20 protein-coding genes are annotated in these 20,447 nt (G+C 49.4%); 2 read left to right on the top strand and 18 right to left on the bottom strand.

Annotation, left to right across the window (positions count from 1 at the left end; translation table 11 throughout):
- Nucleotides 1–142 precede the first annotated feature (142 nt).
- The 9 genes from mutM to H8711_RS08725 form a co-directional block, all read right to left on the bottom strand.
- Nucleotides 143–967 (bottom strand): bifunctional DNA-formamidopyrimidine glycosylase/DNA-(apurinic or apyrimidinic site) lyase, encoded by an 825-nt coding sequence (gene mutM / locus H8711_RS08765; RefSeq protein WP_249283091.1) that lies wholly within the window; start codon nt 965–967, stop codon nt 143–145.
- A complete protein-coding gene (locus H8711_RS08760; RefSeq protein ID WP_249283090.1) occupies nt 960–1,850 on the bottom strand; it encodes a radical SAM mobile pair protein B in 891 nt (296 codons plus the stop codon). The genes mutM and H8711_RS08760 overlap by 8 nt, the downstream gene beginning before the upstream one ends.
- Nucleotides 1,847–2,473 (bottom strand): nitroreductase family protein, encoded by a 627-nt coding sequence (locus H8711_RS08755; RefSeq protein WP_249283089.1) that lies wholly within the window; start codon nt 2,471–2,473, stop codon nt 1,847–1,849. The genes H8711_RS08760 and H8711_RS08755 overlap by 4 nt, the downstream gene beginning before the upstream one ends.
- Nucleotides 2,474–2,476: 3 nt before the next feature.
- Nucleotides 2,477–2,929 (bottom strand): MarR family winged helix-turn-helix transcriptional regulator, encoded by a 453-nt coding sequence (locus tag H8711_RS08750; protein ID WP_249283088.1) that lies wholly within the window; start codon nt 2,927–2,929, stop codon nt 2,477–2,479.
- Nucleotides 2,930–3,405: 476 nt separating this feature from the next.
- Entirely contained in the window at nt 3,406–3,780 is a 375-nt protein-coding gene (locus tag H8711_RS14360) for an integrase core domain-containing protein (protein WP_425516099.1), read from the bottom strand.
- Nucleotides 3,781–4,307: 527 nt separating this feature from the next.
- Nucleotides 4,308–5,807, bottom strand: a complete 1,500-nt coding sequence (locus H8711_RS08740; protein WP_249283087.1) for a recombinase family protein — start codon at nt 5,805–5,807, stop codon at nt 4,308–4,310.
- Between the two features lie 86 nt (nt 5,808–5,893).
- On the bottom strand, nt 5,894–6,079 hold the full coding sequence (locus H8711_RS08735) for a hypothetical protein (RefSeq protein WP_249283086.1): 186 nt from the start codon (nt 6,077–6,079) through the stop codon (nt 5,894–5,896).
- Nucleotides 6,079–6,387 (bottom strand): hypothetical protein, encoded by a 309-nt coding sequence (locus tag H8711_RS08730; RefSeq protein WP_249283108.1) that lies wholly within the window; start codon nt 6,385–6,387, stop codon nt 6,079–6,081. Before H8711_RS08730 ends, H8711_RS08735 begins: the two co-directional genes overlap by 1 nt.
- Nucleotides 6,388–6,732: 345 nt before the next feature.
- Nucleotides 6,733–7,155 carry an RNA polymerase sigma factor gene (locus H8711_RS08725; RefSeq protein ID WP_249283085.1) on the bottom strand — a complete coding sequence of 141 codons (423 nt, stop codon included), beginning with the start codon at nt 7,153–7,155 and terminating at the stop codon, nt 6,733–6,735.
- Between the two features lie 248 nt (nt 7,156–7,403).
- Here H8711_RS08725 and H8711_RS08720 point away from each other — a divergent pair, with 248 nt between their 5' ends.
- Complete coding sequence (locus H8711_RS08720; protein WP_249283084.1) at nt 7,404–7,562, top strand: hypothetical protein; 159 nt, start codon at nt 7,404–7,406, stop codon at nt 7,560–7,562.
- Nucleotides 7,563–7,672: 110 nt separating this feature from the next.
- Here the strand turns inward: H8711_RS08720 and H8711_RS08715 are convergent, their stop codons facing one another.
- Together H8711_RS08715 and H8711_RS08710 are read right to left on the bottom strand one after the other, a co-directional pair.
- Nucleotides 7,673–9,010, bottom strand: coding sequence for an MATE family efflux transporter (locus H8711_RS08715; protein WP_249283083.1), 1,338 nt, complete (start codon nt 9,008–9,010; stop codon nt 7,673–7,675).
- On the bottom strand, nt 9,003–9,488 hold the full coding sequence (locus H8711_RS08710) for a MarR family winged helix-turn-helix transcriptional regulator (protein WP_249283082.1): 486 nt from the start codon (nt 9,486–9,488) through the stop codon (nt 9,003–9,005). The genes H8711_RS08715 and H8711_RS08710 overlap by 8 nt, the downstream gene beginning before the upstream one ends.
- A 194-nt stretch (nt 9,489–9,682) precedes the next feature.
- On the opposite strand from H8711_RS08710, the gene H8711_RS08705 reads away from it, so the two are divergent.
- Entirely contained in the window at nt 9,683–10,045 is a 363-nt protein-coding gene (locus H8711_RS08705) for a helix-turn-helix domain-containing protein (protein ID WP_425516100.1), read from the top strand.
- Between the two features lie 333 nt (nt 10,046–10,378).
- On the opposite strand, the gene H8711_RS08700 is transcribed toward H8711_RS08705, so the two are convergent.
- The 7 genes from H8711_RS08700 to H8711_RS08670 form a co-directional block, all read right to left on the bottom strand.
- Nucleotides 10,379–10,723 carry a DUF7768 domain-containing protein gene (locus H8711_RS08700; protein ID WP_249283081.1) on the bottom strand — a complete coding sequence of 115 codons (345 nt, stop codon included), beginning with the start codon at nt 10,721–10,723 and terminating at the stop codon, nt 10,379–10,381.
- 1,094 nt (nt 10,724–11,817) lie between these two features.
- The gene (locus H8711_RS08695) at nt 11,818–12,357 is read right to left on the bottom strand and encodes a GNAT family N-acetyltransferase (protein WP_249283080.1); all 540 of its coding nucleotides are present in this window, start codon (nt 12,355–12,357) and stop codon (nt 11,818–11,820) included.
- A 327-nt stretch (nt 12,358–12,684) separates the two neighbouring features.
- On the bottom strand, nt 12,685–12,897 hold the full coding sequence (locus H8711_RS08690; RefSeq protein ID WP_249283079.1) for a hypothetical protein: 213 nt from the start codon (nt 12,895–12,897) through the stop codon (nt 12,685–12,687).
- Nucleotides 12,898–13,002: 105 nt separating this feature from the next.
- On the bottom strand, nt 13,003–13,581 hold the full coding sequence (hisB, locus tag H8711_RS08685; RefSeq protein ID WP_249283078.1) for an imidazoleglycerol-phosphate dehydratase HisB: 579 nt from the start codon (nt 13,579–13,581) through the stop codon (nt 13,003–13,005).
- A gap of 13 nt (nt 13,582–13,594) precedes the next feature.
- Nucleotides 13,595–14,647 carry a pyridoxal phosphate-dependent aminotransferase gene (locus H8711_RS08680; RefSeq protein WP_249283077.1) on the bottom strand — a complete coding sequence of 351 codons (1,053 nt, stop codon included), beginning with the start codon at nt 14,645–14,647 and terminating at the stop codon, nt 13,595–13,597.
- Nucleotides 14,648–14,667: 20 nt separating this feature from the next.
- On the bottom strand, nt 14,668–15,957 hold the full coding sequence (gene hisD, locus H8711_RS08675; RefSeq protein ID WP_249283076.1) for a histidinol dehydrogenase: 1,290 nt from the start codon (nt 15,955–15,957) through the stop codon (nt 14,668–14,670).
- 85 nt (nt 15,958–16,042) lie between these two features.
- Complete coding sequence (locus H8711_RS08670) at nt 16,043–20,434, bottom strand: PolC-type DNA polymerase III (protein ID WP_249283075.1); 4,392 nt, start codon at nt 20,432–20,434, stop codon at nt 16,043–16,045.
- Nucleotides 20,435–20,447 lie beyond the last annotated feature (13 nt).

Here is a 20,447-nt window from a genome sequence, read left to right as displayed (position 1 = left end):
GGTACCCACACCGGAAAACTGCGCGTCCCAGCCTTATAGCCGGAACGCGCAGTTTTTCATTTTGGGATAGCCCCAAGCCCTTGTTCTTAATCTTCAACGATAGCTTGATGGGATATACAAAATGAGCATATTATAAGTTACTCTAACTTTGGCAATGAGGGCAAAATGTGCTACTTCGCCCACCGATCACCATGCAGCATAGTTTCGTTCTACAAATCGGGCAAGGTTCCCCTTCATGGCCGTAAACTTGTAAAAAGGGCGTATTGCGATAATCTTGACCTTTTGTTTCTAGATATTCTTCCGAGGAGATTTCGTTTTTCTGGATAAAGAACAACAGCCGCTCCGGGATAATCTCAGCAAGGCATTTCCATTCTGCCCCAGTCAAACAGTTTGCTGGCCGCGCTGGATATATTCTTGCCGTAAATAAAATTTCGTCCGAATAGATATTCCCAATTCCGGTAATCACGCTTTGCTCCATTAAACATTCTTTGATAGCTTTTTTCCGCTTTCCTAATCTGGCAGATAGATATTCCGCAGTAAAGTCCATGGCAAGAGGTTCCTTGCCTAACTTTTCAATTCCACTGTATGTATCTGACTCTCCTGCTCTAATCAACCAAAACCGCCCGAAACGGCGAGTATCGGAAAAGCGTAGTTCCATTCTATTGCTTAACTGCATAATGATATGTGTATGCTTTTCCATTTGATAATCGGACGGAGTAACAAGTAAACAGCCCGTCATTCGCAAGTGCAAAATTATTTTGCTTTGATTGTTCAAATTGATAATCAAAAATTTCCCTCTGCGTACCATAGCTGAGATTGCTTGTCCTGTCACTTCTTTACAAAATTCATCTGCTGTCGGATGTGCAATAACCTCTGGACGGTTGATAAGTACATTTTCAATCGTAAGCCCCTGTACCTGCGGCTCAATTACACTTTTAATTGTTTCTATTTCAGGTAATTCAGGCATTATTTTCACCACCTTTTCGTGCTGACTTTTTGATTTCACTGTGATAAAAATAATTGACAATCAAAGGCGGTGCAGAAAAAGGTCTGTTCATGCTATCGTCATTTGTCACATAATCAAGTCCGATTTCAGCGGCAAACTCCTGTAGATCTGCGTCAAGATTTTCCCAATAACTGCGGTTTCCCCGGTTATAAATCCCTTGATAGAGGGGCAGCAAGTTCGGTTGTTTCTCGGCAATATAGTCCATGATAACCGTCTTATAATTTCCACGAAGATTGAGATTTTCCAGCCAAATCAAATTGCAATACTCTTTTGTTTGTCCAATAATCGCTTTTACATCAGTAATCGCCGGGAAAATGGGCGAGATAAAACAGGTAGTGCGAATACCGGCTTCATAAAAAGTTTTCATTGCAGCAAGACGGCGTTCAATTGACACCGCTTTATCCATATCATCTTTGAAAGTTTCATCAAGTGTATTGATTGACCATGATACACGAGCGTCGGGAAATGTCTTTATCAAATCTAAATCCCGCAAAATCAAGTCCGATTTTGTAGCGATAGAGAGCTTTGCTCCGCTGCCTTGCAGCTCGGTCAACAAAGCTCTTGTGCGTCCATAGACTTCTTCCTGCGGATTATACGGGTCTGTTACAGAGCCAATAAACAATTCCCTGCCCGCATACTTATTCGGATTTTTAATTTTATCCCAATACTTTATATCAAGGAACTCGCCCCACGGCTCCGTGTGCCCTGTAAACCGTTTCATAAAAGAAGCATAACAGTATTTGCAAGCATGAGTACAGCCCACATAGGGATTGACCGCATATTCACAAACAGGCAAATTTGATTTTGATATAATGCTTTTTGTTGCAATTTCTTTTATAATCATTTCCAACTCCCAAAACGGATTTGTTTGTCTATATCAGGGCTATACTGCTCTAATTGCACTTCTTCTGGGTTTGCGTAACCAATTCCGATAAATACAGGTATCATATAGGTCGGCGGCACTTTCAGTTTTTTCTTCACAATATCATGTTCTTCATTCAGCGGTATACGCATGGAACAGGATAGCCCTTCTGCTGTCGCCGCTAAAAAGATATTTTCTATTACACACCAAATGGTAGCGAAAGGATTTAATTTTGAAACATACTCGCCGTTCAATTCTTTTGATTTGAACAAGGGAATAATTACATACGGAGCATCTTTCAGCATAGTATATTGCTTGGGCATAGCATAACCGTACATTTTCTGTCCCAATGTAATCGGGTAAGGTCTGGGCATATTCAAATATCTGTCGGCATCGAATTTATCCGCAATCGCTTTCGCTTCGGAAAAGGCATATTCTTTTTCTTCATCAGTTCTTAAAACGATATATTGCCAATTACGGTTATGGTTCCATGTGGGGGCTTTGTTTCCTGCTTCCAAAATCCTTTTGATAACTTCAAAATCGACTTCTGTATCTAAAAATTCCCTCGTCGTTTTTCTTTTGTTAATTGCTTCGTAAAGTTCCATTACCTAATCCTCCATTTCCTGATTTACCAATATGGTAAGGTTTTTTGTGAATGTTCTTGAAAGGTCAATCAGTTGCTTTTGTTCGTCTGGCGTAAACATAGACATAGCGGTATCCTCCGCCCATGTGATGTGCCGCACAATTTTTTCGCAGTACGCCCGTCCTGCGTCTGTCATTTGGACAATTTTATTCCGCTTATTTTCCGGCACTTCAGTAACAGTAACATAGCGGTCAGACAGCAAATTTTTGACAATCAAATTCACAGTCTGCTTAGATTGAAAGGTTCGTTTACATATTTCTGCCTGCGTCATCCCGTCCTCTGCGTAAAAGAGGACATTTACCACCAGAAGCGTTTTCATCAGCAGTCCGTGGCGTTTTGCATATTCGTCATATAGGGCAAATTGTTCATCTCTGAATTTGCAATATAGATATGCGTTTTTCTTATTTTCTTTAGTCATAATTCACTACCTTTAGTCCATTTCTTTACAGTCAATTTATTGACTTTATTGTAACAAGGATGCAAGGATTTGTCAAGGTTTTGACCTCAATCAGATAAGCAGCATTTTTTCATTCAGGAATGCTGGGATAGGATATGGTAAGTCCGTCAAAGCTGCTTACAGCGAAAGAAAATCCTCAAAATCGCCCTTTATCCTGACAGTGAATCGATAGAGTGGAAAATCTGACGCTCTTTCCACTCTATCAAACCACTTGTTTCTTTATACCGCTTGTAGCCCCTTGTCCACTGTTGCTTAAAAACAACAATTCTTACATCATCCCATGTCACTGAGGGATGTATAGGGATAGAAGCTATGGGTTCTGTTGTACTGGAAAGGCCTTGATACTTCATATGGATATCACCTGGCATTTGTAATATCTGTTACGCGTGGTCGTAATTGACATTTTTCGGCCGATAATTCGTAAATTTGTAGGTTTGTCAAACATATTGGACGGCGAAGTGAATAGGAGAAAGCCAGTGAAGAGGCCTCATGGGAAAGTAGTTGGAACGTCGGTTGTGGACGGCAAGTTGCTTTGCGAAGTCGTCTAAGTCGAAAAAAGAGTGAGAGGAATAGAAGCGTTTCTGGTCCTCCCGGTGGCTGCGCTCCACTTTGCCGTTGTGACGTAGTGTATAGGGGCGGATGAGCTTGTAGCGGATTCCCAGATCGGCGGCTGTTTTCTCAAATGAGGTGGGGCAGTCCTGTTTGCCGGTGAGGAAGCGGTTGGTGAACTCTGAGCCATTGTCAGTCTGGACACACTCCACCCGGATGCCCCGGCGGGCATACCACTGGAATGACAACCTTGCATAAAGCATGACAAGAAAAACAGCGGTGCAGGCAATCAGAAATCATAAAGGCCACATTCCGGTGACTGGGGGATCCAGCACATCAGGATGTGGCCTTTTTTCATAGGCGATCAGAAACGGTTTCGGTTTCCCTTTGTAACGCTGGGAATGGACGGATAGGTGTATTAGGTGTCGTGATAAGGGTTGAAATACGGGGATTTTTTCGTCTGTAAGCGGCGCTTGAAGTGCTGGCTGTATGTTTTCCCATTCAGCCGACAAAACGGCGCAGAGCGCAAATAAAGGCCGATTTTCCCCCCCTTTTTTATGCTGCCCCCTACAGCCGTTCAGCAAGGCGTCGTTTGCCGCTGTTGGGTTATCCGTTGTCGGGAAATCCGATAACGGGGAATCCGTCAACGGGAAAACCGTTATCGGAAAAGCCCACGCTAATAAATACTAATTAAGTAATTACTAAAGAAACAATTACTGACTCTATAAATTATCCATCTATCAATCAAGAGGACGCAGGAAAACGCCTTTCTGCTGGTTGATTTTCAGTGTTACGGAGTGATGGATTCATAGTCGCTGGTTGCGCTGATTGAAGAAATCAGACCGTCAGCGGCTTTTCGTTTGTCCTCAAAGCTGATATTCTCCCAATCGTCCAGATACCCGGACAACAATTCAATCTGCTGGGAGGACAGCGTTTCAACGGACAAGTCGGCAATCGCCTTGGACAGCGTTTTGCGGCGGTTGTCCAAATCCTCGATTTTCTTGTTGGCGTAGGCCAGTAAGGTGACGTTGGCCCCGGTCAGCGTATCAAGCAGTTTTTCAATCTCGGCCTCTACCTGTGCAAGCTCCACCTGATAGGCGGTAATCTTCGGGTTGGCCTTTTCCTCGCCGCCCCGCAACAGCTTGAACTCCCGGAACTTTTCTCCCATGGCGGTAAAAATGAACTGTTCAAACTCCGTCTTGCGAAGAGTGCCGCACCCCGGACAGCCCTTGTGGTCGGCCCGCTTGGAACAGCGGAGATATTCATAGCCAGCGGGATTGTGGGTCGTTTTGAGTGCGTACCCGCATTTCCCGCACTTGATTTTCCCGGCCAGCCAAGTGTTGCGGGCCTTGCGGCCATTCTGGAAGGTGGTGTTTGTCATCAGCTTCTTGCGGCACCTCAGCCAAACATCGGAGGACACGAAGCCCTCATGGGGCGCAATCACAAGGATCTGATCTTTCAGGCTCTTGTCCTTGTCCTCCTTCACATCCCGGCCTTGGTAGAGGTAACAGCCATTTGTCCCGGCGAAGTCGGCGGCGTCATTGACTACCACCGTACCCTGACTTTTGAAAAACTCGTACATTTCCAAGTCGGCCTGTGCGTAGACCGGGTTGCGTAAGAGCTGGGATAGGTAGGAGCGTGTCAATGACTTCCCATAAATCTTGATACCCCGTTCCTCAAAATACCGGGTAATGTCTCCGAAGGAAGTCTCGGGCTTGGCGTACATTTCAAACATCAGACGCACATGGTTTGCGGCTATGGGGTCGGCTACCATCATCTTCGTGCGGATATTTTCTACCACCGTCGGCTCCAAGTCGAAGCCATAGGGGGCTTGGCCGCTCATGTGAAAGCCTTTCAGGCACCGGGAGTAGTAAGCGTCTGTGACACGCTTCTGAATTGTCTCCCGTTCAAGCTGGGCGAAAACGATACAGATATTCAGCATGGCCCGGCCCATGGGGGTCGAAGTGTCGAACTTCTCCGTGGAGGAAACAAACTCCACATCGTATTCCTGAAACAGCTCCATCATATTTGCGAAGTCCAGAATGGAGCGGCTTATTCTGTCCAGCTTATAGACAACCACCCGGCGTACCTTACCCTTGCGTATCTCGCCAAGGAGCTTTTGAAACTCGGGCCTGTCGGTGTTCTTGCCAGAATAGCCCTTGTCCTTGAAAACCCGGCAACTGCCTCCCTTCAACTCATACTTGCAGAAATCAATCTGGCTCTCAATGCTGATACTGTCCTTGCGGTCTACGGATTGTCTTGCATAAATTACATCTTCTCTGATATTCATGTTGGGCTCCTTTCCTGTGGAATGGAGCTACCAACCTACAAGTATATTATACCATTGATAGCCCCGAGGGGCAATGTTGTCGATGGTCAGGCCGGGGTATCTCCGGCCCTTCTGTACTTACTGAACACTTCATAGAGACAGCGTTCAATCTCTTTTTTCCGCTTCTCTTTTTCCTTGGGGGAAAGTACCGGCGTAAGACTTTCCAGCACAATGCTTTTCCCCTGAAAAGGTACGGTCTTGGTTTCGCTCTGATAAGTAACGGATTGTACCATTAAAGCCTCCTTTGCGTAGTTGGTTGACTGCCAGCGTTTTCCCACATTGTCCCGGTGGGGAAAAGCGAAAGGACAGCACCCGGCAAAGAGTGCTGCCCTTTCGTTCCGCTCCACGCTTCGGGCCAAGTTGGCCCGAGGTCAGGACTGCCAGTTTTCGTAATAGTGCGCCGCCTCCTCCACAGCGCAGAAGTCAAAACTTCATAGAGCTCGACAAGTACCTGATGAATGTCCTTTGCGCTGAAACCGCAGTTTTTCATGGCCTTGATAACATAGCCACGGCAAGCGTTGTTGCTCCATTCCTCATTCATGGTCAAAACCTTCTTTCTTATAAAGTTGGGGGCGCTGGCACTGTATGTTCGGCCTGTCGCAAGACAACGATGATTTCAGCCAGCACCCCCGCTGGATTGTGCGGCAAATCGGAGCGGATAAGCCGCCAGCTTATCCCTTGCGGCCCGTTGCAGATCATGGCCGTGGGGATGGCTCGTCCCCACCTGCGGCAAGGGTAGTTATCGCTCGTTTCCCTCACGGGAAAGTCTCTGCGTACCTGCCGCCCGGCTCCCTGCCGGGTACTCCGAGTTGCCCGCTATTCAGTTGTGGGAGGAATGTTTATCCTCTCATTAACCGTGTCGGTTTGACCGGAAAAAGGAATAGGCTCACAGAACTTTTTTCAGATATTTTTTCATGTTGTCCAAGCCACGCTGGATAGCGGCGCTGACAGCCCTTTCCGTCACGCCCTCGGCGGCGGCAATCGCCTTGACCGGGTGGCCCAGCAGATAGTGTTCAAACACCCGCTGGCCCTGTGCGTCTGGCAGACTGTTCAGGGCATGGCAGAGATATTCAAAGCGTTCCATGCGCTCGATCAGCTCTTGCGGAGAGGGGTTGGAGAAGCAGGCGGAATACTCGATACCGTCCTCGGCGTCCAGCGAGTAGTGCGCCTTATTGCGGTAGACACGGCGGCGGCTGGCCTTGATGTACCTCTGGCCCGCCAGCAGTTCTTCTGCAACTTCCTCCGTGACCTCGACCATAACATCTTCCATGTACCACGGGTAAAAATCCCGCAAATTGATTTCCTTCATTGTGTACCTCCGTTTCGGTGTTGGGTGTTGACGAGTGACCGAAACGGAGGACGGCGGGGAGCGGCACCGGGGCCGGACTTCGGGCCAAGTTGGCCCGAGGCGGCTCCATGAGAAAAGAAAAACGCCCGGGCGGCATGAAGCCACTCGGACGAGCGAAACTATATTATCTGCATGGTACTGATATATTGTACCTTCGTAGCCAGACTGCCCCGGAGGGGGAGCTACGCTTTTTTTAGCTGGTGAAAATCATGGATGTTGCGAAAAGGCAAAAAGGACACGGCGATACCTCCTCGGATACCGCCGTATCCTTAAAAAAGGGCGACTTTATCACACCCTCCGTAAATCCATTTTTTCAAAAGGAAAACGGCGGCTCTGAAATCGTTATTTCAAAACCGCCGTTAGGGTAACACCACAAAACAAGCGCACCAAATCAACTGCCCTGACTAACGGTTTTTTTCTTTCCCCATCCGGGGCAGTCAATTTTCACGAAACTTTATTCACTTATACTTTGTCGTTCTCAGGCTCCTAATATTTTTAGACAATTTCTTCTATAACGCCATATCGCATAGATTGCCGTAGCAAGCCATGTAAATCCTGTTGTCAACCAAATTCCCCACATACCAAGAGCAGGAATAGCTGTCAACGAGAAGCCGAGTATAATACGGGCGGCAATTTCTACAATTCCGCTGGTAAGTGTAAATGCAGAATCGCCTACTCCTGCAAGGAGCCGCCGCAAAACTGTCGTCACACCAAATGCCATAAAGAATACCGCTGTTATGCGGGCGCCAGTTGCGGCAATCCCTGTCATGGCGCTATCATCTACAAAAACTCCCATGATGATATTTCCGCCAAGTAATGCACAAATCAGCCAAAGAACGGAGACACCTGCACAAAGAAATAAGACCGTCCGCAAGGCCTCCCGTATTCGTTTCGGTTTTTTTGCGCCAATGTTTTGCGCTGCATAGGTTGCCATTGTTGTTCCCAGAGTGGAGTATATCTGTTGAATCAGTATTTCTACCTGTGTTGTTGCCGCAAATGCGCCAATCACAGTGGCTCCAAAACGGTTTACTGTTCTTTGCAGGATTACACTGGAAAGATAGATCAGCGCGAATTGAAGTCCCGTGGGCAGTCCAATCCGAACAGTTTCTTTGATAATCTTCCAATCTATGGCGGCGTGCTTTACCGCCAATTTCATAATCGGCATTTTTCGGAACGCATAGACGATACAGAAAACAGCCGAAATACATTGTGCGAGAACCGTGGCAATAGCAGCACCATTTACCCCCATTTGCAACGGGCCGACAAACAGCAAATCAAGCACCACATTCAGAACGCTGCATACAATCAAAAAAATCAAAGGCGTTGTGGAATCGCCCAATGCCTGCATAATAGAAAACGGAACATAATAGGCGGATACTGCAATCAAGCCAGCCATATAAATCAGCATATATGAAGCTGCATCATCCATCAGTTCGGCGGGCGTTTGTAATAGCGTAAGAATCGGGCGGATTGTTACCAATGCAATTATCGTCATAACGATTGCCACAGCAATGTTTACATACGCACCGTTTGAAATTGCTTTCGCTGTATTTTTTTCATCTCTCGCACCGTAATACTGCGACACGATGACCCCAGCGCCAGAGGACGCTCCAATGCACATGGACATGAACATTGATGTAATAGCGGTGGTAGAGCCGACTGCCGAAAATGCGTCTGCTCCTACAAGCTGTCCAACAATGATACGGTCAACAAGGGAATAGACCTGTTGAAAGAGGTAGCCTATGAAAATCGGTACGGAAAATCGGGCAATCAGGGAAAGCGGATTGCCTTTTGTAAAGTCAACCGCTTTATTCACCTGTATTTTCCTCCTCGGATAGCTCCAGCAAATCTTTCAAGCTGTTTTTCACAAATTCATAATGTTTTTTTCTAATCGCAATGCACATTTTCCGTTCCTGTTCCGACATGGCCGCAAAAGCCTGATTGTCTGCGTCGATGACCGGACGAACCCAACGGTTGCAAAACTCCTGCCCCTGTTCCGTTAATACAATAATCTTGTGATTTCTCGGCATAGATTTATCCTGCATCAAAACCACATATCCTTGTTTGACTAATTTGGAAATGGCGGTATTTACACTTTGTTTTGCGTAATTCCACTCTCGACAAATATCAATCTGTGACCACTTCTTTCCATCTTCACACAGCGCATATAAAACACGGTAAGGAATTTCTGCCATTCCTGCGTTCTGCGCAATCTTCTGATAAATGCCCTCATACTGATTGTAAAGGTGGGTATAAATGATCCGTTGCTCAATAATCTTATTCATATCGTTCATATCATAAACTCCTTGTAGATTGGTATGTTCTCAAAATCCGTTTACGGATTTTGATTATATTATAGTCCGTTTGCGGATTTTGTCAAGTGGCCAAATCATAAATGCTCCGAAAGTGTCATAAAATACTACCAAAACATAAAATTGCGTTTCGTTCTCATAATCAAACCCGAAATGTAAAATAATATAGAGGTAATATGAGAATGTACCAAGATGAACGACGGCTTGACTTCCACGCATTAGGCCGGGAGATCAAGCGCAAGAGAGAGGCGAAAGGTTGGACGCAGGAATACCTTGCACAGCTCGTAGACCGAACCCCACGCTCCATCATGTATTTTGAAAACCGGGGACAGCACCCGAGCCTGAACACCTTTTACCAAATCGTCACCCTGCTGGACATTTCCGTAGACCAGTTCTTTTATCCTGACAGGCAGAACAGCGAAAGCGACTGCCGCCAGCACATTGATAGGTTGCTCAACTCAATGGACGAAAAGGAATTGACGGTCATGGAGGCCACAGCGGAGGAACTGCAAAAAGCCAGAGAAACGGAGGTCAAGTAAAAAGGGCCTTCGTTTTTCTCATTTTTAGGGGACTTTTCGGGGGTGCCGCTAAATGGCAAGCAATGCTTCTGTGGCCACAGAAGCTATTTTCACAAGACCGGCCTTGCGGCTCGTCTGTGAAAATCTGCTTGTTGGGGAGCCTCCCCAAACCCGGCGCTTCGGGCCAAGTTGGCCCGAAGTGTCAGCGTCGCTTCGCTCCTTACTCTGATATGCCTATGTTACGAAATACCCCCTGAAAATCGGGCAAAAGGTAAGATGGCACTAACGGCAAAAAAATGTCCCGGAAAAGCCTGTCATATCAAGCCTTTCCGGGACGCAAATCGTAACAAAAGTCTACTTTATCTTGCCCTGTTCCATGATGGATAAAATTCCATCTAAAGTAGTTGCCGCAATACCAAGTCTTTGCGCTATCGCAATATCGTTCTTCACATCCTCATCCACCTCGCCGCCGCAAACAACAAGCACATGGGAGCGGCGCAGCATATCCCGGCGCATATCAATCCCGTTCTTGTGTTCCTCAGGGATAGCGTCGTTGATGAACAGCGGCAGATAGAGGATGGGGCAGATAGGAGAAAAGCCCGCCTTATATGCCATGCGGCAGTAACGGGAAGCCATCCCCATATCCGTATCAGGGTCGCCGCACCATGTAGCGGTAATGTACGCTAAAGGTCGTTTCACGGTTTTGTACCTCCGTTTCTACATATTAAAAAGAGCCGGGCAGAGGAGCCCATCCCCTCCGCCCCTTCCCGTGGGAAGGGGGACGGCTCAAAGCATAACCGGGAGAAATCCGTCAAGGGTGCCTCCGGCACCGCCTGCGGCGGCTCTGGCCCTTGACTGATTTTCCCGGATATGCTGCCTGAAAACCGGCGACGGGGAATATTTAATATCCTTTGAGCTTCAGGGTGCGGGGCAGAGCCCTGCATACTGCCTCGGGCCAAGTTGGCCCGAAGTAGGAATAGATTAATATTTACAAAATACCTCCTTCCTCTGCCCATGAAAAAACCGCCCTGTGTCTCATTAGGGCGGTTTTTCAGTAGGTTGGCAGTCCATATTTGATTGTTTTATTCTGTATCCCTTTGTCCATTGACGCAAATGAATATAAAGAAATAATTTTATATAATAAGTATAACAAAAACAACTTGTACAGCATTGATATTTATGATATTCTAAAACAAAAGAGAAAGGAAATATTTCAAATTATGTGCCCGAGCACTTGCCGAATATAATGTTCATTATTTTTTATGAATTATATAGACGAAAATCGTCTTATAAGCCTTTGTAAGTACTTATAGAAAGTGCTTGAAAATGCCTAAATTAAGGCTTTTTTGCATATCTCCGTTTATAGCTCTACATCTCCAAATAAGTTAGTTTTGTAAAGTTGGGCACCATTTTAGCACCACAAATCAGGTAATAAACATAAGCACAGGGCGGCGTACACCCACGAAGGCAGTTTAGGACTACCTTATTTTGCGCCATTATATTACGCATTAGAGATTCATTAAGCCTTGCAAGAAAAGGCTTTACAGGCACAAAACCAACGGGGCAAAGTGTTTATACTTTTTCCCTCGAAAACGCCCTTTAACTGCGTAACATTTCAAAGAGAAATGCTATCCGTTCCCTTCCGTTCCTTGGTGAAAAGTTCCGTAGCAAGCATAGGAAAGGGGTATCCTTTCCATAAAACCACTCATTTCTGTCTGCGACAGTATGAGAAATTTTTGCTTGTTGGGAATATCCCAAACCCTTGCACAAATTAAGATTTGTCTGTTTTGTGCTCATATCAACACATCCGGAAATTCAGGACGGTGCTCATGGAGAACACGAAGTAAGTCTTTCAATGCTGCTTTGCGAAGTTCACCGCCGTTGCACACTACCTCAAAGCGTTCATCACGGAGCATTGTGTAATTTCCTGTTTCGTGGAATCCGTTTCTCAGATAGAAATTTTTTCTACGAACCCTCTGTGCGTTATTTTCTGCATTTTCATCAATCACTTCAAAATCCAGAACAAGTTGCAGTTCAGGATATGTTTCCATCATCTTTTGCATAGCTACGCTGCCATAGCCTTTTGAGCGTGTACAACTATCTATCGCTATAAAATAAACATATCCACATTCCCCATTTTTCAAAAGGACAACAAAGCCTACTGGATTTCCATCATCATATATTCCAAGTACATCTGTGTCCGTATCTGATGCGAAATCAAAAATCTCGTCAAAGCTCATCCGTTCTGAAAGGGGAAATGCTTCATCGTTTATTTGCTCAAAGTATTTTCTGTCTTTGCTGTTTGAATTTAATCTGATTAATTCTAAATTCAATTTACTCTCCTTACAATCCCGATTTGTCAATTTGTATGCTCATATTATAGCACCCATATATGAATTTTTCTATTATTTCCCTATTTGTATATAAGTAGAATAAGAGAGCGAAAGCAACGAGTGCTTTCGCTCTCTTACAGTACAGTATGGTATTCCCTTATATCTGTCCGTATCGTTTTATTTTGCTATAGGAAATCTGGGCACCATTTAGGCACCAAAACATCAAAAAACTTTGTTGCTTTAAGTATCTTAATAGGCAGAGAAACCAGTATTTTCAAGGGGTTTCACAGTTCAAACTTTATGATAGCAAAAATACAAATACTATTTTTATATCCTTTCGAGTTCAGCCAGGATTCGATCGATTTGTTCGCGGGAAAGATTTCCCGCATACCCTAAAGCCTGCTGCAGCGTCATCCCTCGCGCCATAGATATGACAAAGGGATTGCGCATCAGTTGAGGGAATTCCCGCTGTGCAATTCGCTTGGCCTGTGGATTGGCCAACAGCTCCCCGATCGTGATTTGCTTATTTTTCAGATTCATGGTTCCATCACCTCAATCTATGGATACTGCGCTCAGAAGAAATTGATGCAAGAAACCCCGCTTTGCCGAAAAAAATTCCGGCGAGGCGGGGTTTTTGGCATTCATTTAAAGGACGCCCTTGGAGGAAAGCGCCTGGCCGCCCCGGTTGGGGCGGACTGCGACCTTCAGCGCGTGAGCCACCGCCTTATAGATCGCCTCCGCTTTATGATGGTCGTCGCGTCCATACGGCACCTGAATATGCAGGGTGATCCCCGCATTGACCGCAAACGATTGAAAAAAATGTTCGGTCATGGAAGTGTCATACTGCCCGATCTTGGGATAGGTAAAATCCGCGAGAAACACCAGATAAGGCCGTCCGGAGATGTCGAGCGAACAATGGCAGAGCGCCTCGTCCATCGGCACCGAAAAGGTTCCATAGCGCTCAATTGCGCTGCGATCCACGGCCTTGGCCAATGCCTGCCCCAACACAATGCCGACATCCTCAACCGTATGGTGACTGTCCACCTCCAGATCCCCCAGCGCCTTGACTGTGAGATCAAACCCCGAATGCACCGCAAATGCAGTGAGCATGTGGTCAAAAAAACCGATTCCTGTGCTGATGTCCGCCTGGCCTGTGCCGTCCAAGTTGAGACTCAAGGTGATATCCGTCTCCCGTGTCTTTCTTGTCAACGTTGCAGTCCGCATTCCCGCCGCCTCCTCACTGTAAGATCGATCCGAGTTCCTTCACCAAGGTTCGGTTTTCCTCCTGATTTCCCGCGGTGATTCGCAGGTAATCGCCCATCCATCGCACTGCAACCGACCGCTTCAACAGCGCTTCATACACCGACTTGGCATCCCGCATCCGCAGGAAAATAAAGTTAGTACAACTGGGGTAAACCGTGACGATATCCGCCTTTTTTGCCGCCAGCTCGTCCAACGCCTGTTGCAGTTCATCGCGCGAATGCAAAATCTCCTTGACGCAGCGCCCAAGCAAATTCTTTTCCGAGAGGATGATCTCCCCTACCGCCTGCGTCAGGGAATTGACGTTGTAGGGGGATTTGGCCGCCCGGAGGGCCCGCGTGAGTGTGGGATTTGCCACCGCAAAACCCAACCGTATCGCGGCTGCGCCCGCCGCCTTGGAACAGGTCTTGAGCACCAACAGGTTGTCGTGCTCCACCACAGCATCCAGCACCGACTGATCCCAAAAATCCATATATGCTTCGTCCACAACCACCAACGACTCAGTCCCTGTGACGATCTTAAGCACATCCTCGCGCTTCAACCCAATCGAAGTGGGATTGCAGGGGTTGGAGAAGAGCAACATACGCGCTCCGGTATTTTTTAAACACTCAAGCACCGCATCCGGATCGATTTTGAGCGATTCAGACTTGACAAGTGTTTCTACTTTACACTCGTAGAGGTTTCCATAAAAGGCGTACATCGAAAAATCCGGGATCATGGTGAGCACCGTATCCCCTTTTTCCAAAAAGCAGGAGGCCAAAATGCTGATGAGCTCGTCCGAGCCATTGCCTGCTGTCACCAGCTCCGAATCGATGTGGTAACGCTGGGCAAACGCCCGGCACAACTTCGCGGCGTAAGGATCTGGGTAGCGGTTAAAATCGAGGTTAGCCACCACATTTCCAATGCGATGGGCAAAAGGCTCCGCCAGATTGATGTAGCTTTCGTTCGCATCCAGGCGAATTTTGTAATCTCCGCTGATCGGCTGATAGGGAATCAAGTCCTTCAGCTTATTGTTGAGCTCGTATGACAAAAAACGGCTCCCCTTTCCACTTAATCTTCAAAGCGAACCTGAATGGAGTTGGCGTGCGCGGTCAGTCCCTCTTTGTTGGCGATGCGCACGATATCCTCCTTAGCCTCGCGCAGCGCAGCCTCGGTGTAATAGATATAGCTCGATTTTTTGATAAAGCTATCAACTGAAAGCGGCGAAAAAAAGCGCGCGGTACCGCTGGTCGGCAACACATGGTTGGGGCCCGCATAGTAATCCCCCAGAGGTTCGGGCGAATAGCGCCCCAGGAACACCGAACCCGCATTATCCAACCGGCCGATGTACTCCATCGGATTCTCCATCATCACTTCCAGGTGTTCAGGGGCGAGATAATTCGCCAGCTCCACCATCTCGCCGTTATCTCGGCACAGGATGACCGCGCCGAAATCCTCAAGCGAACGCAGGATGATTTCACGGCGCTCCAAATGCTCCACTTGGCGCCCCAGCTCGGCGATCGTCGCAGCCGCCACTGCCTCGTCGGTGGTGAGCAGGATCGCCGACGCCAGCTTATCGTGCTCCGCCTGGCTCATCATGTCCGCAGCCAGAAACTTGGGATCGGCGGTTTCATCCGCCATGATGAGGATTTCACTGGGACCCGCGATCATATCGATGTCAACAGTGCCGTATAACAGCTTCTTCGCGGTTGCGACAAAGATGTTGCCCGGTCCGACGATCTTGTCCACTTTGGGAATGCTCTGAGTGCCGTAGGCCAGTGCAGCAACCGCCTGAGCGCCGCCGACCAGAAACACGCGATCCACCCCTGCGATCGCTGCAGCGGTGAGGATGTCCGGATTTGCGCCGCCGTTCTTGGCGGGTGGGGTGACCATAACGAGCTCCTCCACCCCCGCGATCTTGGCGGGAACCGCGTTCATCAGCACCGACGAGGGATAGGCCGCTGTGCCGCCCGGCACATACAGACCCACGCGTTTCAGTCCGCGAATTCGCTGGCCCATCATTACGCCGTTCGCTTTGGCATCGATAAAGCTCTGGTGCTTCTGGCGGCTGTGGAACTCTGCGATATTTGCCTGTGCATTGAGCAGCGACTCCACAAAATCCGGGTCGGCCTCGGTCAAAGCATCGTTGATCACATCGCGCGGCACCTCAAAACAATCGGGGCAATGCCCGTCAAACTTCACAGTACAGTCCCGCACGGCCGCGTCGCCGTGCAGCCTGACCTGTTCCAAAATATCAGTCACCGCGGCGGTCACGGTTTTATCCACCTCGGTGCTCCTACTGCGCAGCAGATGAATCAGCTCATACTCCGCCTTCCCATCCGCTTTTGTTATTGTTACCATCTGGAAGCACCTCTCTTTGTACAAAATTTGAAGCAAATTGCTTTACTATGATATCACACTAAAGCAATTGTGTCAACTGAGAAAGCTAAAATAGAGTCATTTGGCTGCTGTCCGGCAGGCCTGCTAACGCACCGGAAGCCTCGAGCAACTCGAGTACCCCCTTACCTACACCGGCACGGGTACCCACTTCTTCTTTGGAAAGGTACGGCCCTTGCTTTCCGGCTTCCTCCAGTGCAGTGGCGGCCGCTTCTCCCAGACCTTTGAGGGAACAGAACGGCAGACGGATTTTGCCGTCCTCCACAGTGTAGCGTGTGCCACTTGAGATATAAAGATCGACAGGCAGGAATTCCAATCCGCGCGCCATCATCTCGTTGACAATTTGCAGGGTATTGAGCTGGTCCTCCTCCTTGGTGGTACGCTCGTTACCCTTCATTTTGAGTTCCTGCATCTTCATCTTGACAGCACCTTTGCCGCGGATCGCGGACTCCGCGTCGAAGTCGCCACCGCGCACGGTGAACATTGCGGCATAGAATTCGATCGGCCGGTACACCTTGTACCAGCACAACCGGATTGCACCGATAACATAGGCGGCCGCATGCGCCTTGGGGAACATATATTTGATCTTCATACAGCTATCGATATACCACTGGGGGACATCGTGCTCCTTCATCTCGTTGATATATTCCTCATTGAGCAGGACGGGGGCCTTGCCCTTGCGGACGATCTCCATAATTTTGAACGCACTTTTGGGTTTGAGGCCCTTATACAGCAGATAGGTCATGATGCTGTCGCGGGTACCGATGACGTCGGAAATGGTGCAAGTGTTGTTTTTAATTAGCTCCTGCGCGTTGCCCAGCCAGACGTCAGTACCGTGCGACAGGCCGGAAATCTGGAGCAGATCGGAAAAATGCTTCGGCTGACACTCCTCAAGCATGCCGCGCACAAACGAGGTGCCCATCTCTGGGATACCCAATGTGCCGGTATTGCAGTCGATTTCCTCGGCGGTGACGCCCAGCGCTTCGGGCGACGTAAACAAGCTCATCACCTTTTCGTCGCTCATCGAAACATCCATCACCTTGATCCCGGTGAGGTCCTCGAGATGCTTATAAAGGGTGGGGACATCGTGCCCCAGCTCGTCCAGCTTGAGGATGGTGTCGTGCAGCGAGTGGAAGTCGTAATGGGTTGTGAGCACGCCCGAATCGCTGGAATCGGCCGGATGCTGGATCGGTGTGAAATCATACACCTCATAGTCGTTGGGAACAACCACCATGCCGCCGGGATGCTGGCCGGTGGTGCGTTTGATTCCGGTACAGCCGTTGACCAACCGCTGTTCCTCGGCCTTGTGGACGATCCTGCCCTTCTCCTCCAAATATTTTTTGACATAACCGTAGGCGGTTTTATCCGCCACGGTGGCGATGGTGCCGGCCTTGAATACATGCGAGGTGCCGAACAACTCCTCAGTGTAACGGTGGGAACGCGTTTGATATTCGCCCGAAAAGTTGAGGTCGATATCAGGTGCCTTGTCGCCGTCAAAACCCAGGAAGGTTTCAAACGGAATATCGTGCCCATCCCGGTTGTAAGGGGTACCGCATTCGGGGCAGTCTTTCGGCGGCAGATCAAAACCTGAACCGACTGAGCCATCGGTGATAAATTCGCTGTGCTTGCAGTTGGGGCAGACATAATGCGGAGGCAAGGGGTTTACCTCGGAGATACCCGCCATAGTCGCTACAAACGACGAGCCGACCGATCCGCGCGAACCGACCAGATAGCCGCAGCTCTCCGACTTCCACACCAGCTTCTGTGCGATGATGTAGAGCACCGCGAAGCCGTGCTTGATGATTGAACCGAGCTCGCGTTCCAGGCGGTCGGCCACAATTTGGGGCGGATTTTCTCCGTAGATCGCGCGCGCCTTGCCCCAGGTGATGTTTTGCAGATCCTCTTCGCACCCCTCGATGGTCGGCGTAAAGGTGCCGTCCGGAATCGGCTTGATGCCAGATTCCACCCGATCTGCGATAAGGCCGGGGTTGGTGACGACCACCTCGCGCGCCTTTTCCTCGCCCAGATAGGCGAACTCCTCCAGCATCTCGTCGGTGGTGCGCAAATAGAGCGGCGATTGCAGGTCTGTATCTGGGAAACCCTGTCCCGCCATCAAAATCTGGCGGAAGATGTTGTCTGACTGATCCAGGATGTGGACGTCACAGGTGGCTACCACGGGGATATGCAGCGTTTCTCCCAGCTTGACGATGGTGCGGTTGTATTGTTGCAGTTGCTCGTGGTCTCGCGCTATACCGCTGCGGATCAAAAATTCGTTGTTGGCAAGCGGCTGAATCTCCAAAAAGTCGTAGAAGCGCGCGATATCGCACAACTCCCCCCAGCTTTTGCCGTCGAGAATCGCGCGGAACAGCTCGCCCGCCTCGCAGGCGCTGCCGATGAGCAGGCCCTCGCGCAGCTTGATGAGCTCACTTTTGGGGATGCGCGGCTTTTTAAAGAAATATTTGATATGGGCCATCGAGACCAGCTTATACAGGTTTTTGAGGCCCGCCTGGTTGCGCACCAAGATGATCTGATGGTAAGAGGGCGCTTTTTTATAGTCGGTGCCGGAAAGCCGGGTGTTGATCTGGTCGATCGATGCGATCTGTTTCTCATTCTCCAGCAGCTCCATCACGCGGACAAAGATATCTGCCAGCACCCGGGCGTCGTCGCAGGCGCGGTGATGCTGGAACGGCGCAAGCTTCAAATGCCCTGCAACCGTGTCCAACTTATGATTTTTGAGGCTCGGGAACAGCGCCCGGCAGACGGGTACGGTGTCCACATGTGAAAACTCGTAGGACATGCCGCAGCGGCGCGCCGCAGCCTTGACAAAGCTGGTGTCGAACGGCGCGTTGTGCGCCACCAACACCGCCTTCGAATCCCCACAGAAGTCGTAAAACCGCCGCAGCGCCTCCCCTTCCAGCGGCGCATCCGCCACCATCTCGTCGGTGATGCCGGTGATCTGCGTGATCTTGGGCGGTATTGGCTTTTCGGGATTCACCATACTGTTGAAGGTGTCCACGATCTCCCGCCCGCGCAGCTTAACGGCGCCGATCTCAGTGATGCGCTCGGTCGCGGCTGAAAGGCCGGTGGTTTCGAGATCAAATACGATGAAAGTGTCGTCAAAACGCGCGGATGATCCGCCCGCCACAATCGGGATCATATCGTTGACAAAGTATGCCTCCACCCCGTAGAGGGCTTTGAAGTTGCCGCCGTTTTTGTTGATTTTTGCCACTGCGGCCGCCACCTCGGGGAACGATTGCACCACACCGTGGTCGGTGATGGCGATGGCGCGGTGCCCCCAGCTCGCCGCGCGATTGATCAAATCGGTCGCACTGGAGATACCATCCATCGTGGACATGTTCGTGTGGCAATGCAGTTCGATCCGCTTTTCCCCGGCTTCGTCCATGCGCTGATATTTGGAAACCAAACTGATGTCGCGCGGCCGGATGGAGTATTCACGGTCGTATTTATCGTAGGACAGCTCGCCGTTGACCACGATGGTCGTTCCCTTTTTCAGGGCCTCATACGGCTTTGCCTTGTCCTTGAGCTCGATAATTTTGAGCATGTTGGAACTGGTGTAATCGGTAAAATACACCGACATAATGATGCGGTCGCCCGCGCGGGTGTCGCGGCTCTCCACCTGGAACACATCGCCCCACACAGTCACCTTGGTGCACTCGGGGTTGAGCTCCGCCAGCGGCATGGGGTCCTGCTTCACCGGTTTGCCGACCAGCGCCTTGATGGTGGATTTGTCGTAGGGCAGTTGGTCGCCGCGCACCCGCTTTCCTGCCGGCTTTGGCTCCAGAGGAGCATTTCGCCCCGCATCCTTTGCCGGCTTCTTCGGCGGTTCCACCTTTTCGACAACAGGCTTCGGCGGATCGTCCCAGGGTGCATAGTCCGTCGCCGGACGGATTTGACTCTGATCGCGCTTGACAGTCTCGCGGAAACTGTCGGTGTAATCCTCGATGGTGGTCTTGCCGGTAAAATAGACCTCGCAAGCGGCGCCGAATTCCTCGCGCAGCAGCTCCCGCACCTTGGCGTCGCAGCCAAACCGGCTCAACAACTCCGCCCCGCCGTGGGTCAATTCGATCGCAAAATTGCCCACCTCGTCCAAAAAGGCGTGGGCATCGCTTAGAAACCCGTTGACCACGGTGTTGTGGCGGCGCAAATATTTTTCAATGTTGGGCAGGTAGCTGCCGTCCAGCAGCTCCAGCGGGTATTTGGTTGTAATATGTACATCGCTGAGTTCAAACGCCTGCCGCACCTTATCCTCAAAAGCAAAGATGAACTCCTTATCCACAATCTCGTCGAGCGGCAGGTCGAAGGTCATCCTGCGGCTGTTTTTGTCGATCACAATGCCGGAAACCGACGCTTCCAACAGATATTGCGGTGCGCCCTCCGGCACAAATTTTCCAAAAAGCGCTCCAAGCGCGGTTGCCTGCATCCCAGTCCTCACC

Origin of the sequence: Ligaoa zhengdingensis (assembly GCF_014384885.1) — a bacterium.
Taxonomy (GTDB): Bacteria; Bacillota; Clostridia; order Oscillospirales; family Ruminococcaceae; genus Ligaoa; species Ligaoa zhengdingensis.
Note: the sequence above shows the minus strand (reverse complement) of the source record. Positions and strands in the feature narration are given on the sequence as shown.

Bases quoted from the DNA above. Each gene is read 5' to 3' on its own strand.
- H8711_RS08720 (WP_249283084.1), top strand. From the start codon at position 7,404: ATGGATGTTGCGAAAAGGCAAAAAGGACACGGCGATACCTCCTCGGAT.
- H8711_RS08735 (WP_249283086.1), bottom strand. From the start codon at position 6,079: ATGGTACAATCCGTTACTTATCAGAGCGAAACCAAGACCGTACCTTTT.
- H8711_RS08755 (WP_249283089.1), bottom strand. From the start codon at position 2,473: ATGGAACTTTACGAAGCAATTAACAAAAGAAAAACGACGAGGGAATTT.
- H8711_RS08750 (WP_249283088.1), bottom strand. From the start codon at position 2,929: ATGACTAAAGAAAATAAGAAAAACGCATATCTATATTGCAAATTCAGA.
- H8711_RS08740 (WP_249283087.1), bottom strand. From the start codon at position 5,807: ATGAATATCAGAGAAGATGTAATTTATGCAAGACAATCCGTAGACCGC.
- H8711_RS08705 (WP_425516100.1), top strand. From the start codon at position 9,683: ATGAGAATGTACCAAGATGAACGACGGCTTGACTTCCACGCATTAGGC.
- H8711_RS14360 (WP_425516099.1), bottom strand. From the start codon at position 3,780: ATGCTTTATGCAAGGTTGTCATTCCAGTGGTATGCCCGCCGGGGCATC.
- H8711_RS08670 (WP_249283075.1), bottom strand. From the start codon at position 20,434: ATGCAGGCAACCGCGCTTGGAGCGCTTTTTGGAAAATTTGTGCCGGAG.
- H8711_RS08710 (WP_249283082.1), bottom strand. From the start codon at position 9,488: ATGAACGATATGAATAAGATTATTGAGCAACGGATCATTTATACCCAC.
- H8711_RS08730 (WP_249283108.1), bottom strand. From the start codon at position 6,387: ATGAATGAGGAATGGAGCAACAACGCTTGCCGTGGCTATGTTATCAAG.
- H8711_RS08690 (WP_249283079.1), bottom strand. From the start codon at position 12,897: ATGAATCTGAAAAATAAGCAAATCACGATCGGGGAGCTGTTGGCCAAT.
- mutM (WP_249283091.1), bottom strand. From the start codon at position 967: ATGCCTGAATTACCTGAAATAGAAACAATTAAAAGTGTAATTGAGCCG.
- H8711_RS08760 (WP_249283090.1), bottom strand. From the start codon at position 1,850: ATGATTATAAAAGAAATTGCAACAAAAAGCATTATATCAAAATCAAAT.
- hisD (WP_249283076.1), bottom strand. From the start codon at position 15,957: ATGGTAACAATAACAAAAGCGGATGGGAAGGCGGAGTATGAGCTGATT.
- hisB (WP_249283078.1), bottom strand. From the start codon at position 13,581: ATGCGGACTGCAACGTTGACAAGAAAGACACGGGAGACGGATATCACC.
- H8711_RS08725 (WP_249283085.1), bottom strand. From the start codon at position 7,155: ATGAAGGAAATCAATTTGCGGGATTTTTACCCGTGGTACATGGAAGAT.